Origin of the sequence: Caulobacter sp. (genome assembly GCF_039596335.1) — a bacterium.
Classification (GTDB): Bacteria; Pseudomonadota; Alphaproteobacteria; order Caulobacterales; family Caulobacteraceae; genus Caulobacter.
The window spans coordinates 284,260-300,665 of record NZ_JBCNJZ010000002.1; the positions used below are offsets into that span (position 1 = coordinate 284,260).

Consider the following 16,406-nt stretch of genomic DNA (forward strand, 5'->3'; position numbering starts at 1 on the left):
ATCGCCGCAAGCTTCGATAGCTAAGCTGACTTGGTCTTTGGCTCTGCGGGCGTGGCCAGATAGTCAGCCCAGGCCTGCATCAGCTTGCGTCGCTTTTCGAAAAAATCCGTCCGGCGATAGGCGGCTTCGACCCGATCTGGAATCTTGTGCGCCAGCGCCTTGTCGGCGACCTCCTTGGGAAAATCAGTCATCTCCGACGACCAGTCGGTGAAGGCGCTGCGGAAACCGTGAACGGTCACGTTCTCGACCTTCATGTCGCGAAGCACCTTGGACATTGTCATGTCGCTGATGGGCTTGACCCCATTTGGAGAGAACAGGAGTTCGTCGTCGTCCATCCGGTCGTCGTGCATTCGCCGTAGGAGAGCGAGGGCGGGCTTCGATAGCGGGATGGCATGGGCCACCTTCATCTTCATGCGCTCGGCCGGAATCGACCAGACGCCCTTTTCGAGGTCAAATTCACTCCAGACCGCAAACCGCGTCTCGTTGGAGCGCACAGCCGTGTAGACGGTCAGTTGCAGAGCATCCCGACCAAGGGTTGGCGGCATCGCCGCAATTGCTTGGAGGAAAGCCGGCACGTCCTGATAAGGCATCGCCGCATAGTGCGAGCCAGTGTTGTTCTGGCGCGGAAGTCCCTTGCGGACCGATCGCAGGGAAACTTCCTTGCTAATCCAGCCCTTGATGTGCGCGAAGTCGAGAACCGCATTGATCCGCTGAAGCACCTTATTGGCGGTATCAGGCACCGTCAGCCAAATCGGCTCCAGAACATCTCGAACAACGAGCGCATCGACCGTGTCTACGGGCTTGGACCCGATCATTGGAAAAACATGCCGCTCGAAGCTGGCGATCCAAATGCCCTGCCGGCTGTCCTTCCAGCCGGCCTTCAAGGTCTCGTAGCAGGCGCGGGCAGCGGACTCGAACGACGGAACGGACCGACGAGCGCTTCGACGATCGGCGGCTGGGTCGCCCCCGCTCCTGACTTTCCGGCGCATCTCGGCCGCCGCGATCCGCGCATCGGCGAGGCAAACGTCCCGCACGGAGCCCAAGCCGAAATCGCGACGCACCCCCTGGAACTGGATACGGAAAAGCCATGACCGCGATCCACTAGGCTGAACATCGAGATACAGGCCGCGCCCGTCGCAATGGCGACCGGCTTTCGCGTTCTTCACCTTCAGGGCTGTAAGCGACAAGTTAGAAGTCCCTGTTCTGGAGCCTCCGATTTTCCCCTCGGTTTCCCCACACTTTTGATGCGGATTTCAGGGAACAAAGTGAGATTACCTGAAACTGCAATTTCGATCAACTATATGAAGATAAAGAGGTTTTGGTACGGAATGGGACGTTCTGGTTAGACCCCTAGATCATCCTCGGCTCCACCAAGGACCTTCCAAAGGCTTAGAGGCCTTGGATTTCCAGGGAAATCAGCAGCTTAGAATGGCCAAGACCCGCGTGCGTGTTACACACGATGAGGTGGGACCATTGCCGGAAGGGCTGCAACGCAAGGCCAATGGCCGTTACTATCTGCGCTATCGGATACCGAAAGACTTGGTGCCGAGGTTGGGATGGGCGGAGATCTCCTGGGCGCTTGGAACTAGCGACCCGAAGGAGGCTAGACGGGTGCTGCCGCAGCAGGTGGCGAACCTACTCAACGAGTTTGATGCCGTGCGCACTGGGGCTAATCCCGCTGCGCTGCCCCTCCTATCTCGAAAACGTGCTGTCGTTAGAGACGGTGACGCCATTGCTCCCAAGCGTCCGTATCCTACGATCTCAGACGCGGAGTTTGCGTATATCCTCGATCGTCAAGCCTATGATGAAGAAGAGATCGCCGATGATCTGCGCAGGCAGTACGAGGAAGAAGAGCTAGAAGATCGCGTCGCCGAGATCGTTACACAGTCGCGAGATAGCATGAGTGACGCGGACAAGATGGTTCTTATGCTTTTCCGCGAAAGGGAGGAGTATAAACGCCTCTCGACAGATCAGGACCATGCTCTCAAGCGCTCCAATCTGTTCGCGAACTCGGTAGTCCAAGTGGAGGCGGTTTCCATCAAGGCCCCCGCCGTCGAGCCTACGCCAGTCACAACGACCTCATTCGACCGTCTAGTTGACCGATGGGCTAATGAGCGTGGGCCTGACGCCAAGGGCATTGACGCCCACCGTGCTGTTGCACGTTGGTTCGTTGAGAGAACCGGTGTTTCTCAAGTCGAGATGGCGGCAAAGAAACATGTACTGCTCTTTAAAGATAAGCTTTTGGAGGAAGGTCAGTCCCTCGCGAACATCAAAACAAAGATCTCGCGACTGAAAACGCTTCTGAATTGGGCTGTTCAGAACGACATCATACAGATTAACCCCGCAAACGATGTGATCGTTGTCATACCCGATGCAGATCGGGCGAAGCGTATGACTTACGATCATGCTTCGTTGCGCCTGTTGTTCGACAGCCCCGTTTATCAAGCTGATGACCGTCCAGCTGAGGGTCGGGGAGAGGCAGCTTACTGGCTTCCTCTATTGGCTCTTTTCACAGGGGCAAGGCTGGAGGAGCTTGGTCAGTTAAGGCCTATCGACGTGAGCTTGGAGCGCTATCCCGATGCGAATGATGTCGATCAAGCGGCATGGTTCATTCGCATGGTCCATAACCCGAGCGCAGGCCTTAAGCTGAAGAACGCAGCAAGCGAGCGGGCCGTCCCGGTCCACTCGGCCCTGGAGCGACTGGGTTTCACGCGCTTCGCGCTGGACGCCCAATCTTCTGGGCAAGATCGCCTGTTCCCCGAACTGCGCCCGAACAAGTACGGGACCAAAAGTGCAAAGTGGGGCGAGTGGTTTGGTTCGTATCTGCGGGATGTTGTCGGCCTAACTGACCGCCGACTGGTGTTTCACTCCTTCCGGCACACGTTCAAAGACAATGGTCGTGGCCGCATGGCTGAGGGGGTGCAGCGTCGGATCATGGGGCACGCAAACCGAGATGTGGCTGAGAGCTACGGCTTGGGATATCCGATGTGGCAGCTGGTTGAGGCGATGGGACAATATCGGGTTCCAGGTGTCGTCCTGCCACCGTCGCCGCCGAAGTACCGCGCAGGCCAGCCCTGATTTCAACGCCGCTGAAGGTGGGAAGGTCGGTCGGCGCGGAGCAGGCCCGGTGGGCGCATTGCCGCCCTCTGGCGGGCTACAAATCGGCCTTCTTGAACAGCTCGGCTGCCGTGGTGTTCAGCGCTTCGGCCAATCGCAGGACATTGAGGGTGGTGACGTTCCGCTTCCCTCGCTCCACCTCGCCCATGTGGGACCGGTTCACGCCTGACGCATCGGCCAGGGCCTCCTGTGACAATCCTAGTTCACGGCGGCGCGCGGCAACAGCTTGGCCCAGCGCGTACAGGCGCTCATCCCTCTTGCCGTCTGTATTTCCCGACACCCTGGCCACGGCGACGAAATCGCCAGATGCCGGATTTACGAACCGCCGGATTTACGCACCAATCGGAGGTGCCTACCGGTGAAGTGACCTGTGTGAGAGATTTGGGGTCGGGGTGGGGCCAACATAAACATGGTCGAAGTCAGTCTCATCCTGTCCCAGCCTGAGGTCGATCGCGAGGTAGGGGATGAGCATCGATTTCCCAGTACGGTATTGTATGTCGTTGTCCCTGAAGTTTGACCTCGGCGGGGAGACCATCCGCCATTCACCTTCCTCCTTGAAGGTTGCGTTCTTAAACAGCGCCCCAATGCTTAGAATGACAGGCTCAAGCTCTTCGAATACCCCGTAGTAACATTGGCTGGAGTGCTTTGCCTCAGACGGGCCCCGGCGCTCGGTCTCCTCAACCACGCCATCAATAATACTTGAAACGATCTTGGACTGATCTTCGCTGCCGTACACGCATTGGCCCATGCGGAAACCGGAGTGATGAGTGATCGCTGCTAGCTTTTCAGGCGAGATGCCAAGGCTGACGCCTTGCCCAAACGGGCAGTAGCCGCGCCACTGGCTCAACAGGTTGCCGTGCTCTGTGAAGGACGCGACAAACAGCATATAGCCATCAGTCAGGCGCTCGGTTGTCCAAGTGGCGAACTGTTCAAGTATGCGTGCAGTGTGAACACTGGCTACTGGAAGGCGTCGCGCGATCTCCCATCCAATCGACTTCGCGAGATATGCTAACTCGTCGGCGTCATTGAGGTATCTCGCCTCGCTTGCCCTAAGTTTGCCGCTACCGACGATCCCCATCAGGCCGTCTAATGAGGTGTAGTGATAGAGTGACTGCTGGGGCGTTCGGCTGTACAGGCGGCCCGCCAGATTGTGGAGGATTTGGCCCACTTGATCACGCGCTTCCCAGCGCTCCCCTTGCATCGAGAAGGTTTAGCTTAGCCTATCTGCAGTTGCGAGGTTAGCTTCATCATTAGCGGCGCGAACTCCGATCGCGAGTGCCAATTCTAGTGAGGCGGGGCATGTGATGGTCAACATAGTTAATGACGAGCGGTCTCGAAATCTAGTCAAGAGCTTCTTAGAGGTCGCGGCACGTAGCTATATTGGTATGTACGATATGCTAAACGGCGAAGGTCGGCTTCCGCCTAAGTCCGAGTTCTTCATTTGTGGGGGAGCTTGCTTCGCAAAGAGCGTCGAACTCGACAAAGCCATCGATCTGATCTGTGCTCGGTGCCACGATCGCGCAGAGGCTTCGCATGATGACGATGTGATTGAGTGTCTGTGGTTGGCGGTAGCCGACGTGCTGCCCCAAGGTGGGATTGGAAGTCTGGTCAGGCATGTGAAGGTCTTGTTGGAGAGGCTAGAGGGCGTTGTACGCGGGGAGCGTCTATATATTAACGACAACCACGTAATACATCTCCACTCGGGTCCAATATCAATCGGCCCCGTTCGTGCAATTAAGTCGTCCTCGTTGACGGATATATTGGCGGACCGTCATCCAAATGCGTCTTGGCTTCTTGCGGGCGGCAGCTCCAAAACGAAAGATGACGTGTTAAGGCCTAACATGTCGTCAGTATGCTGGGAGGTTCGCCTTCGGGCCTCCCCACGACAAGTTGAGGTCCGAGCCGAACAGCTGATAGGGCTAGCTCTAAGCATCCTCCGCTTATCATTGGAGGATATACCTCCTCTCTACCCTGGCGTCGGCGACATAGAGACGTCTAACTCATCCAGGCAGAAGCTATCAGATACTAGTATCGTAATCACTGGGGATAGCGTGTTAAGCCGGGGCAGTGCGCCGCTAGGATATTGGGTTGATTACAAAGTTGCCGGAATAATATACTCTAAGGAGTTTAGGGAAAGAGCGGATATATTATTCAATCCGCCTAGTAACTCCGTAGCGTCTCGTGTGTCGCAGGGGCTTGTGTGGCAAACACGGGCTCGACAGTCTATGGATAGAGCCGAGCGGCTGCTGTTTTTCTTCACGTCTATTGAGGCCCTCTTAATGAGAGGCCCGTCCGACCCAGTGACGGAAACCGTTGCCCGCTTCTCTTCGATAATGCTCGATAATGAACCTGTAGCCAGGGAGCGAATATATAAACGCGTGAAGAAGCTGTATGGAGTTCGCTCCACTGTCACGCATTCTGGTAGTCGTGCAGTCACAAACGACGAAGCAGAAAGTGTACATAACTTAGCTGAGGCGCTTTATAGGCGGGTCTTCAACACGCCGAAGCTGGTCCAGCGACAAGAAGAGTTCATCGCAGAGCTTGAGGCGGCGACCCACGGGGCAGCATGGCCCCCAGCACCTCAGGATACGCTTCGCTAACGGCCGCTTCCCTTAGACGAAGATGGTGAGTGTCGGCTTCCAATCGGCACCGTAAATTGCTACACACGCGAGATACGCACGTCACGCGCGCTTACCATAAGTGGTTGATTTCGTTGGTCTGGGGGAGTTTCCCCTCGGCTCCACCAAGGATCTCTCGAAACCAAGGATCTCTCGAAAACGCCACGCGGTGACGCTCCAGACGTCTGGAGCGCCGAGCTGAGGCGTCTTCTGCAACAATTAATCCGAAATTAGAGCCTTTCCGTTCACGCTCCGGCATGGATCCCCTCACCGTGCCGACTCCCGTATCGGGAGTTGAAATCTTCGATATCGAGGCGGGTTGGTCGCGGCTTGCGGCCGGCGAACGCGGCCTGCGTGCTGTCGGCGAGACGGCGACGGCGAAAGCCTTCAATCAGATCGCGGCCCGACTGGACATGGCGGCGCGCGGCGAGCTCGGCGCTCCTGGCATCCTGACCGCCGCCGACGCCGGCGGCGGTTATGTCGCCGCCCTGTCCGTGAAAGGTCTGGGCCGTCTGCGGCGAGACCTGGGCTCGTCGGTCGCGGACCATATCATCCAGCAGATGACTGGACGTCTGAAGGTCTTGCTTCCCCAGTCCCGGGTCGGACGTGTCAGCCGGGCCGGCCTGGAGTTCGCCTTCAGCGCTGACGATGACGCGGCCGCCGAGGCGATGCTGGCCGGGCTGGAGGCCGATCTGGAACGGCGACTGCCGGTCGATGACCAGGTGTTCGACCTGCAGGTCGTCATCGGCTTCGCCAGCCGCGCCGTGCACGGCGAACATGTGGCCGACTGCGCCGCCGACGCTCTGATAGAAGCCCAGGCTCAAGGCCGCCGGGTGCTGCTCTACCGCGAAGCCGACCTGCAGAAGGCCGCGGAAGCCAGCGCCATGTTGCGTGACCTCCGCGCCGCCCTGACGGATGACTCCCTGTCGCTGGTCTACCAGCCCAAGCTGCACGTCCCGTCCGAAACGATTGTCTCCGCCGAGGCCTTGCTGCGCTGGCGACATCCCTCGAAGGGCTGGATCTCGCCCGAGATTTTTATCGGCCTGGCCGAGGAGACCGGCCTGATCGCCGACATCACCCAATGGGTCCTGCGCCGGGCGATCAGCGACCAGGCAGGGTTGGTCAAAGCCGGCAAGCCGGTCATCGTCTATCTCAATCTGTCGGGTCGGCTGTTGGCCGACGCAGCCTTTTGCGCATGGATCCTGGAGACGGTGCGCCAGGCCGAGGGCTGCGCGCTGGGCCTGGAGATCACGGAGACCGCCGTGATCGACGATCCCCAGCGCGCTTTGGCCAATCTTCAGGCCCTTGTCGACGCCGGCCTGAGGATCGCCATCGACGACTATGGCTCGGGCCTCTCGTCCCTGTCCTATCTCAAGCAGATGCCGGCCCACGAGCTGAAGATCGACAAGATGTTCATCTCGACCCTGACCTCCAGCCACCGCGATCCGCTGCTGGTGCGCTCGACCATCGACGTCGCCCACGCGCTGGGCATGGAGGTGACCGCCGAGGGCGTGGAGACGGCGGGAGCTTTGGCCCTGCTTCGCGCGATGGGATGCGATCACATCCAGGGTTATCTGGTCTCCAAGCCGGTGGCGCTGGCCGCGCTGGCCGACCTGCTGGGCGACAAGGACTTCGCCGCCTCGTTCAGGCGCCAGGCTTCGCCGTTCCGACTCCCGATCAAGACCTCCGTCCAAGGTATGACTGGCTGATCGAAGAGCTCTACCGTCGTGTAGGCGACAGTATCATAAGGGATTGTACGAACTCGCGTTTCAGTCGATGAACGTTACAGCGAGTATTGGGAGTTTGGCCTTGCGGATTCTATTCGTCGAAGACGACGCGATGAACCGCCGTGTGGTGCGCGACATGCTGTCGGTCGCCGGGCTGGACATGGCCGAGGCTCCGGAGGCTGAGACCGGTCTTCGCATGATCGAGGACAACGAGTACGACCTGATCCTGATGGACTTGCGCATGCCCGGTATGGACGGTCTGACCGCCATCCGCGCGATCCGGGCGCGAGGTGACGCCAAGGCCAGCGTCCCGATCGTCGTCGTGACCGCCGACATGGGCTCGGACATCCGCCACCAGAGTCTGACCGCGGGCGCAGACGACGTCATGATGAAGCCGGTCGCAATGGACATACTGTTCGATACGATCGGTAGGGCCGTTGCCGAGCGCGGCGGTCAGACGCTTCTTTAAGGTCAGAACGACGCCGAGATCGCCGCGAAGACGCGCCAATCCTTGTCGCTCGTCTCGTAAGGCGTGCGGGTCAGCGGCTTGGCGGCTTCGACACGGGCGGTGATCTTGTTGTTGACCGTCACACGCAGGCCGCCGCCTGCCGACGAGAGGGCCGCCGAGCGCAGGCTGTAGGCCGAGGCCTTGTTCCACACCTTGGCCCCGTCGACGAACGCGTAGGCCTGGACGAAGGTGACCGGGCCGGCCTTCTTCGGGGCGAACCCGTAGCGAAGCTCGGCCATGGCCCCCACGCCGCTGTCGCCCGAGATTTCCGCGTAGTTGTATGCCCGGCCATACGGCAGGCCGCCGGGAGCAAATTCCTCGGACAGCAGCAGAGGATTGGGGCTCCACTGAGCGTCGGTGGCGACATAGACGCCCATACGCTTGCCCAGATCGCGATAGTGGCTGGCGCCGACATTGACCTTCCAGAAGCCGCCATCGGCGTCGAAGCGCGAATGGTCGCGGCTGGGCGTACGGGTTGCGCCGAGGACCTGGAGGCCTCGCGACACCTGGGCATACCCGCTGACTGAGCTGCGGTTCGTGCCGCTGTCAGCCTGGACCGAGGCGCGCACGACCCGAAGGTCGTCACGATAGGCTCCGCCATTGCGGTAGGACTGTTCGACGTGCCGGCCATCCAGCGACACCGCCGCCCAGACCGCATGCTTGCGGTCGCGAACCAGCGGGTGGGAGAGGCGCAGGCTGACACTCTGGCTCTCGGTGCCGACACTGTTGTTCAGGGGCGCGCTGCCCTGGCGCGACCGCGACGCCGAGGCCGCCACGCGCAGGCGCGTCTCGCCCGCCAGCGGCGCGCCGTAGGCGACGTCGGCCTGGACATACTCGCCCGGATCATTGGGCACGGTCAGCACTGACAGCGCCAGCTGATCGCCTGACGTCACGACGCCGTTGCGCGCCAGCCGAACATTGGCCTGCACCGGGCCCAGCGTCCGCGCGCCGCGATTGTCGACATAGACGCTGCCGGTCCAGCGCTTAAGGCCGGCGACGACGACCAGCTTGTGGCGGGCCGGATCGTCCAGATTGGGCTCGATGCGCGAGCTGGGTCTTACGCCCGGGAGGTCGCGCGCCAGGGTGAGGCCGCGCTCGAGGTCGACAAGGCGCAGCGGACGGCGGCCCGACACGCCCGAAAGCAGGGCCTCGACGGCCGGGGCCGCGTCGCCGGTAACCTCGACCTGGTCGATATAGCCTTCGTAGACACGGATGCGGGCGTGGCCGCCTGGCGCTTGAGGCGGCACGACGGCGCGCGACAGGAAGTAACCGTCGGCGCGGTACTTGTCGGTGATGGCCTGCGCGACCTTCACCAGATCCTCGATGGCGACTTCGCGCGTCAGATAGTTAGAATACAGCGGCGCCAGCTGCTTCAGCGGATAGGCGCTTACGCCGTCGATGGTTAGGCCGGTGAGAACGAACCGCTCAGGGGCTTCGGCGATCGGCTTTTGTTGGGCCAACGCGGGCGAAGCTATGCTCAGGGTTGCAAGAACTACTGCGAGTATCCGTACGCAAAACCCAGAGTATGCGTTTTCGCCAAGCTTGTTCAAAACATTTGATACGAAGTGTCCCACAACGAAACCAATAGCGTAGACAGATAAATCCAGCGTTAAATTCAGCTGATCGCGCCGGGAGTTAGGAGAGCTTTAGCTTCGTTGAATTATACCTGATCGACTACATGGATCGGCAGGTATAGAGGCACTACCATGGGTTTGACCCGTATGGCCATCGCGGTTTCCGCTATCGCCCTCAGCGCCACGGGCGTTTTCGCGGCGGACTGGAAGCTGGTCGAGGTCGCTGGCGTCGTCCGCGTCGCGGCCCCCGGCAAGGCGCCGTCGCCGGCTGCCGCCAACCAGGTGCTACCGGTCGGAACCATTGTCACCACGGCTGCTGGCGCGCGCGCGGCGCTTTTCAACGGCAAGCAGCGCATCACCCTGGGCCCCAACAGCCGGATGTCGGTAGCGCCCGAGTCCAACGACGGTATGACCCGCGTCATGCAGGACCTGGGTTCGATCCTGTTCCAGGTCGACAAGAAGCCGTCGCAGCATTTCCGGGTTGAAACCCCGCTGCTGGCCGCGGTCGTCAAGGGCACCACCTTCACCGTCAATGTCGAGATGAGCGCAGACTCGGTGCACGTCGCTGAGGGCCTGGTCGAGGTCCACGCCAACCAGGGCAGCGCCACACGCGACGTCGGAGCCGGTGCAACGGGCGTGGTCTCCAAGGCCGCGCCTGAGCAGCTCAATGTCGAAACCCCGCGCGCCAGCGTCGACGCGCCGCTCCCCGCCCAGACGGTGTCGCTGGACTATGGCGCCGTCTCGGGAGGTTTGGTCGAGGGACCTGGCTCTGCGGGCGCCGGCCTTGCGGTCGCCGCTGCGCCGGCGGCGGCCCCGATGACGAACATGTCGGTCGCCTCTGTGGGGAGCGAAGGCGCGGCCCTGTCCGCTGCCACGCCGGCCCCGGCTGCGGCGGTCGTGCACGTCAGCCTGGCCGCTAGCGGTGATGTCGCCGCGCACACCGCCAACCCGGCCGGCTCGGTGTCCCCGGGAACGACGGCCGGCAACGCCGGTGCTGCCGGCGGTAATACCGGCGTAAGCACCGCTGCGGGCCAGGGCGCCGGTAACGCGGCGGGCAATGGCAACGCCGGCAACAACGGGAATGGTCAGGGCAACGGCAATGCCGGCAATACCGGCAACGGCCAAGGCAATGGCAATGCCGGTGACAACGGCAACGGCAACGTCGACAACAAAGGCAACGGCCAGGGTAACGGCAACGCTGACAATACCAGCAACGGCCAGGGCAATGCCGGCAATACCGGCAACGGCCAAGGCAACGGCAACGCCGGCAACAACGGCAACGGCCAGGGCAACGGCAACGCCGGCAACAACGGCAACGGCCAGGGCAACGGCAACGCTGGCAATACCGGCAACGGCCAGGGCAACGGCAACGCTGGCAATACCGGCAACGGCCAGGGCAACGGCAACGCCGGCAACAACGGCAACGGCCAGGGCAATGGCAATGCCGGTGACAACGGCAACGGCCAAGGCAACGGCAACGTCGGCAACAACGGCAACGGCCAGAGCAATGGCAATGCCGGCAATACCGGCAACGGCCAGGGCAACGGCAACGCCGGCAACAACGGCAACGGCCAGGGCAATGGCAATGCCGGTGACAACGGCAACGGCCAAGGCAACGGCAACGCCGGCAACAACGGCAACGGCCAGAGCAATGGCAATGCCGGCAATACCGGCAACGGCCAGGGCAACGGCAACGCCGGTAACAACGGCAACGGCCAGGGCAACGGCAACGCCGGCAACAACGGCAACGGTCAGGGCGCCGGCGATGCTGGGGGCGATGGCGCCTCGGGCAACAATGGCAACGGCCAGGGCAATGGCAACGCCGGTAACAACGGCAACGGTCAGGGCGCTGGCAATACCGGGAGCGATGGCGCCTCGGGCAATACTGGCAACGGCCAAGGCAATGGCAACGCGGGCAATGCCGGCAGCGGCAACTCCGGCAACGCCGGAAACAGTGGCAACGGCCAAGGCAACAACGGCCAGGGCAAAGGCGATGGCGGGTCCAAGAGCTAAGCCTCGATGCCGATCAAACTGACTTTTGGCGCGCGTCTGCGGTCCGCAATCGGCGTGGCGCTGATCACGGCGAGCGTGGCGTTGGCCCTCCAAATCGGGGCTCTGCATCCGCTGGACGACGCCCTGTCGCAATGGCGCTTCCAGCTGCTGAAGCGACCACCCAGCGACACCCTGACCGTCGTCGAGATCGACGCCGAGAGCCTGCGCGCGGCGGGAACCTGGCCTTGGGGTCGCGACCGGTTCGCGCGGGTGATCGACAACCTGAACGGCGCCGGGGCCAAGGTCGTCGGGCTGGACGTGGATTTCAGCGCCCGCTCCTCGACCGCCGCCGATCAGAGCCTGGCGGCGACGGTCCGTCGCTGGCCGGGCCAGGTGATCATGCCGACCTTTGTCCAGGCGGGGCGGGGGGGCGATGGCCGCGCCATCAGCACCCGTCCGATGGACGACCTGGTCGGAGATGTCGTGCTGGCCAGCGTCAATGTGCCGATCGACGCCGATGGGCGCGTGCGCCGTTACCGCCTGGGCTTCGACACCACCGCCGGTCTTCGTCCTTCGATGGCGGCGACGCTGCTGGGCCAGCCGCCGTCGTCGGGCGACTTCCTCATCGACTACGGCTTCGACGCCAACGCCGTGTCGCGGATCAGCTTCCAGGACGTCTATGCCGGCAAGTTCGATCCCAACCTGGTCCGCGGCCGCAACATCCTGATCGGCTCGACGGCGATCGAATTGGGCGATCAGTTCGCCACGCCCAAGCGCGGCGTCCTGCAGGGGGTATATGTCCACGCCCTGGCCTATGAGAGCCTTCGCGTCGGTCGCGCCCTGCAGGCGCCCAGCCTGCTGCTGCTAGTCCTGTGCGCGGCCCTGGCGACTGTCTTCCTGCGCCCCAGGACCCATGTTGACTACGGCGCGGCCTTGCGCCGGCACCTGCTGGTCGGCGTCGCCATCCTCGGATTGCCTGTGGCGCTGCAGGCCTGGACGCCGATCGCCTTCAGCCCCGGGGCGGTGGTCCTGGCCCAGGTCCTGAGCCTGGCGTGGCTGGTCCGCACTGAACTCAAGCGTCGCGCCGACGCGGTGGTGCAGGCGCGCGAGGCCCATCTTCGCCAGCTGGCCGACCACATGCGCGAGAGCCGCGACAGCATCCAGGCCGCCCACGACGACCTGGCCGTCGCCAATGTCGCGCTGGACCATGCCTTGAGGGCTCGCACCGACTTTCTGGCCATGACCAGCCACGAAATCCGCACGCCGTTGAACGGTGTGATGGGCATGACCCAAGTCGTTCTGGCCGATCCTACCCTGCCTGACCGGGTCCGCGAGAAGATCCGCCTGGTTCACGCCAGTGGCGAGACCATGCTGGCCCTGGTCGAGGACCTGCTGGACGTCGCCAAGATGGAAAGCGGGACCGTCGCCATCACCAAGGCGCCGATGGACCTGCACCGCCTGTTCGACGAGACCCTGGCGGTCTGGACGGACAAGGCCCGGGAAAAGGGGCTGGGCCTGAGAGGCGACCGCGCCTTGGCGCCGACGCTGATCGAGGAGGACGCCGGCCGCCTGCGCCAGGTCCTGTTCAACCTCCTGGCCAACGCCATCAAGTTCACGGACGGCGGCGAGATCGCTTTGACCACTGCTGTCGAGCGATCCGAGGCGGGCGAGACGCTGGTCTTTACAGTCGCCGACACCGGCATCGGCATCGCCCCGGAAGACTTCGAGCGCATTTTCGAGCCCTTCACCCAGGTCGACGCCAGCACCACGCGCAAATACGGCGGCACGGGCCTGGGCCTGTCGATCTGTCGCCGGCTGGCGACCGCCATGGGCGGCGCCCTGTCGGTCGAAAGCGAACTTGGCGTTGGATCGCGCTTCACGGTCCGGCTGCCCCTGATCGAGATCGCCACGGAGAGTGGTGGGGCGGCGACGCGTCTGCAGGACGCCAGGACGGTGCTGGTCGAAGCCAATCCCCTGGCGCGGGGCGTGCTGAAAGCCTCCCTGTCGGCGCACGTCGGCGGTCTGGACATCGTCGGCACGCTGGCCGAGGCGCGTCAGCACCTCGCCAGCCGCGCCTGCGACGTGCTGCTGATCGAGGGCAAGACCCTGTCAGAGCCGGAACGCGCCGTTGCCGAGGTGCTGGCCGAAGTTGTGGGCGTGGCCGGCGCGGCCAAGGTCGTCGTGCTTTGGGCCGGCGAGGTTGGCGAGGCGGGCCTCCTGGAGGCCGGCGGTGCTGACCTCGTTGTCCAGAAGCCGGTCACGGCCAGCGAGCTGCCCGAGCGCTTGAAGGTGCTGTTCGCGACTGGCGCCGTCGCCGACGCGGCCTGAAGAGGCGAACCAAAATGCGTGTGCTCTTTGTCGATGATAATGCGGTGAACCGGCTGATCGTGAAGAACATGCTGGCGGCTGCCGAGGTCGTGATGGTCGAGGCCGAGGACGCGAAGATCGGTCTAGCAATGGTCGAGGCCGAGACCTTCGACGTCATCCTGATGGATTTCCGCATGCCGGGAATGGACGGCTTAACGGCGATCCGCGCAATCCGTGCGCGATCAGACGCCAAAGCGCATCTGCCCATCCTGATGGTCACGGCCGATGATGGGCCTGATCTACGCGCACGAGCCGTCGCGGCGGGCGCGGACGACCTCTTGCGTAAGCCAGTCCAGATGCAGTCACTCTTCGACGCGATCGCGATGGCGATGACGAAGGGTTCAAGCGGCGCGGAATTGGTTACCTAGTTTCAGCCCTCGCCAACGCCGACAACCCGCTGCCGCTGAAGGCTTGGCTGGCGCACCGGCCCAAGCTGAAGAGTTGCAACCGCTGATGTGAAAACGGCCCCGGTGTTTTCACCGAGGCCGCTGTTTCTTTTTGGAAGAACCCGAGCCTTAGCCCAGGGCCGCTTCCGCGACGGCTTCGGCGGTGATGCCGAACTCCTTGTAGAGGCGCTCGAACGGGGCCGAGGCGCCGAAGCTCTTCATGCCGACGAACTTGCCGTCCTCGCCGATGAAGCGCTCCCAGCCCATCTTGATGCCGGCTTCGACAGCAACGCGGACTGGCGCCGTCCCAATAACGGAAGCCTGGTAGGCGGCGTCCTGCTTGTCGAACAGTTCCCAGCAGGGGGTCGAGACGACGCGGGTCGGCTTGCCCTTGGCCTGCAGGATGTCGCGGGCGGCGACGGCGACGCCGACCTCGGTGCCCGAGGCGAAGATCGTCACGGCGGCTTCACCGCCGTCGGCGGCCAGCAGCTCGTAGGCGCCCTTGGCCGAGAGATCGCCGGCGGCGGTGCGCACGTGCGGGGTCTTCTGGCGCGACAGGGTCATGACCGACGGGGTGCGCTGGCTCTGCAGGGCGACCTTCCAGCACTCGGCGGCTTCCACCGCGTCGGCCGGGCGGAAGACCAGCAGGTTGGGGATGGCGCGCAAGCTGGCGACCTGTTCCACCGGCTGGTGGGTCGGGCCGTCTTCGCCCAGGCCGATGGAGTCGTGGGTCATCACGTGGATGACGCGGGCTTCCATCAGCGCGCCCAGGCGGATCGCCGCGCGGCTGTAGTCGGCGAAGGCCAGGAAGGTGCCCGAATAGGGGATGATCCCGCCGTGCAGGGCCATGCCGTTCATGGCCGCGGCCATGCCGAACTCGCGCACGCCGTAGTGGACGTAGCGGCCGGTGTAGCTGGGAGCGTCGAACGCGCCCATGCCCTTGACCAGGGTGTTGTTCGAGCCGGTCAGGTCGGCCGAGCCGCCGATCATTTCCGGGATCGACGGGATCAGGTGATCCAGGGCCGAGCCCGAGTGGACGCGGGTGGCGTTGATCGGCTTGGTCTCGACGGCCTTGGCGATGTGGGCGTCGACGGCTTCGAACGCAGTGGCCGGCAGTTCGCCGCGCATGGCGCGCTTGAACTCGCTGGCGTTGGTCGAGGCGGCCAGCTTGGCTTCCCAGGCCTTGCGCACCTTGGCGCCGCGGCGGCCGACGCTCTTCCAGGCCGTGGCGATGTCGCCCGGCACGGTGAACGGCTCGGCGTCCCAGCCCATGGCGACGCGGGCGTCGCGGATCTGGTCGTCGAACAGGGTGTAGCCGTGGCTGTGGGGGTCGCCTTCTTTCGAACCCGCGCCCTTCGAGATCAGCGTCTTGCACGCGATCATGGTCGGGCGGTCCTGCTTGGTCGCCCAGCGCAGAGCGGCGGCGATCTTGCCGTGGTCGTGGCCGTCGACGACCTTGACGGCCCAGCCGGCGGCCTTGAAGCGGGCGACCTGGTCGCCGGTCTCGGCGATGGTGGCCTCGCCGTCGATGGTGGTGTTGTTGTCGTCGAACAGCACCGTCAGCTTGTTGAGCTTCAGGCGGCCGGCGATGCTGATGGCTTCATGGCTGACGCCTTCCATCAGGCAGCCGTCGCCAGCGATCACCCAGGTGCGGTGGTCGACGATGTCCGAGCCGAAGCGGCCGGCCAGATGGGCTTCGGCCATGGCCATGCCGACGGCGGTGGCCAGGCCCTGGCCCAGCGGGCCGGTCGTGGTCTCGACGCCGGGCGTGTGGTGCACTTCCGGGTGGCCGGGGGTCAGCGAACCCCACTGACGGAAGTTCTCGATCTCCTTCATCGTCACGGCCTTGAAGCCGGTCAGGTGAAGCAGCGAATACAGCAGCATCGAACCGTGGCCGGCCGACAGGACGAAGCGGTCGCGGTCGGCCCAGTCGGGCTGGCTGGCGTCAAACTTCAGGAACTTGCCCCACAGGACCGTCGCGACATCGGCCATGCCCATCGGCATACCCTGGTGTCCGGACTTGGCCTTGTGCACGGCGTCCATGGAAAGGACGCGGATCGCGTCGGCCATCTTGATGGGCGAAACGGGCATGGAAGTTCCGTCTTTGTTATGTTTTG

Annotated in this window: 12 protein-coding genes; 7 read left to right on the top strand and 5 right to left on the bottom strand. The window is 63.2% G+C overall.

All coding sequences use genetic code 11. From position 1 onward, the window contains the following. Positions 1-20: 20 nt before the first annotated feature. Positions 21-1,187 carry a site-specific integrase gene (locus tag ABDW31_RS05465; RefSeq protein WP_184715264.1) on the bottom strand — a complete coding sequence of 389 codons (1,167 nt, stop codon included), beginning with the start codon at positions 1,185-1,187 and terminating at the stop codon, positions 21-23. A 241-nt stretch (positions 1,188-1,428) separates the two neighbouring features. Here ABDW31_RS05465 and ABDW31_RS05470 point away from each other — a divergent pair, with 241 nt between their 5' ends. Further along, the gene (locus ABDW31_RS05470; RefSeq protein WP_343698422.1) at positions 1,429-3,078 is read left to right on the top strand and encodes a site-specific integrase; all 1,650 of its coding nucleotides are present in this window, start codon (positions 1,429-1,431) and stop codon (positions 3,076-3,078) included. 76 nt (positions 3,079-3,154) lie between these two features. On the opposite strand, the gene ABDW31_RS05475 is transcribed toward ABDW31_RS05470, so the two are convergent. Both ABDW31_RS05475 and ABDW31_RS05480 read right to left on the bottom strand, forming a co-directional pair. Further along, on the bottom strand, positions 3,155-3,406 hold the full coding sequence (locus ABDW31_RS05475) for a helix-turn-helix transcriptional regulator (protein ID WP_184715274.1): 252 nt from the start codon (positions 3,404-3,406) through the stop codon (positions 3,155-3,157). 63 nt (positions 3,407-3,469) lie between these two features. Continuing rightward, positions 3,470-4,318, bottom strand: coding sequence for a DUF2971 domain-containing protein (locus ABDW31_RS05480; protein ID WP_184715276.1), 849 nt, complete (start codon positions 4,316-4,318; stop codon positions 3,470-3,472). Positions 4,319-4,421: 103 nt separating this feature from the next. On the opposite strand from ABDW31_RS05480, the gene ABDW31_RS05485 reads away from it, so the two are divergent. The 3 genes from ABDW31_RS05485 (at position 4,422) to ABDW31_RS05495 (ending at position 7,931) form a co-directional block, all read left to right on the top strand. Further along, positions 4,422-5,717, top strand: coding sequence for a HEPN domain-containing protein (locus ABDW31_RS05485; protein WP_184715278.1), 1,296 nt, complete (start codon positions 4,422-4,424; stop codon positions 5,715-5,717). A 290-nt stretch (positions 5,718-6,007) separates the two neighbouring features. Further along, positions 6,008-7,444 (top strand): EAL domain-containing protein, encoded by a 1,437-nt coding sequence (locus ABDW31_RS05490; RefSeq protein ID WP_184715280.1) that lies wholly within the window; start codon positions 6,008-6,010, stop codon positions 7,442-7,444. A gap of 100 nt (positions 7,445-7,544) precedes the next feature. After that, positions 7,545-7,931 (top strand): response regulator, encoded by a 387-nt coding sequence (locus tag ABDW31_RS05495; RefSeq protein WP_184715282.1) that lies wholly within the window; start codon positions 7,545-7,547, stop codon positions 7,929-7,931. A gap of 2 nt (positions 7,932-7,933) precedes the next feature. On the opposite strand, the gene ABDW31_RS05500 is transcribed toward ABDW31_RS05495, so the two are convergent. After that, positions 7,934-9,430: a ShlB/FhaC/HecB family hemolysin secretion/activation protein gene (locus ABDW31_RS05500; protein ID WP_184715284.1), complete on the bottom strand. Its 1,497-nt coding sequence runs from the start codon at positions 9,428-9,430 to the stop codon at positions 7,934-7,936. Between the two features lie 246 nt (positions 9,431-9,676). On the opposite strand from ABDW31_RS05500, the gene ABDW31_RS05505 reads away from it, so the two are divergent. The 3 genes from ABDW31_RS05505 to ABDW31_RS05515 are packed head-to-tail and all read left to right on the top strand — an operon-like array spanning position 9,677 to position 14,271. Further along, entirely contained in the window at positions 9,677-11,557 is a 1,881-nt protein-coding gene (locus tag ABDW31_RS05505; protein ID WP_184715286.1) for a FecR family protein, read from the top strand. Positions 11,558-11,563: 6 nt separating this feature from the next. After that, positions 11,564-13,864: a CHASE2 domain-containing protein gene (locus ABDW31_RS05510; protein ID WP_184715289.1), complete on the top strand. Its 2,301-nt coding sequence runs from the start codon at positions 11,564-11,566 to the stop codon at positions 13,862-13,864. 14 nt (positions 13,865-13,878) lie between these two features. Beyond that, positions 13,879-14,271: a response regulator gene (locus tag ABDW31_RS05515; protein ID WP_184715291.1), complete on the top strand. Its 393-nt coding sequence runs from the start codon at positions 13,879-13,881 to the stop codon at positions 14,269-14,271. A gap of 147 nt (positions 14,272-14,418) precedes the next feature. Here the strand turns inward: ABDW31_RS05515 and tkt are convergent, their stop codons facing one another. Continuing rightward, on the bottom strand, positions 14,419-16,380 hold the full coding sequence (tkt, locus tag ABDW31_RS05520; RefSeq protein WP_184715293.1) for a transketolase: 1,962 nt from the start codon (positions 16,378-16,380) through the stop codon (positions 14,419-14,421). Positions 16,381-16,406 lie beyond the last annotated feature (26 nt).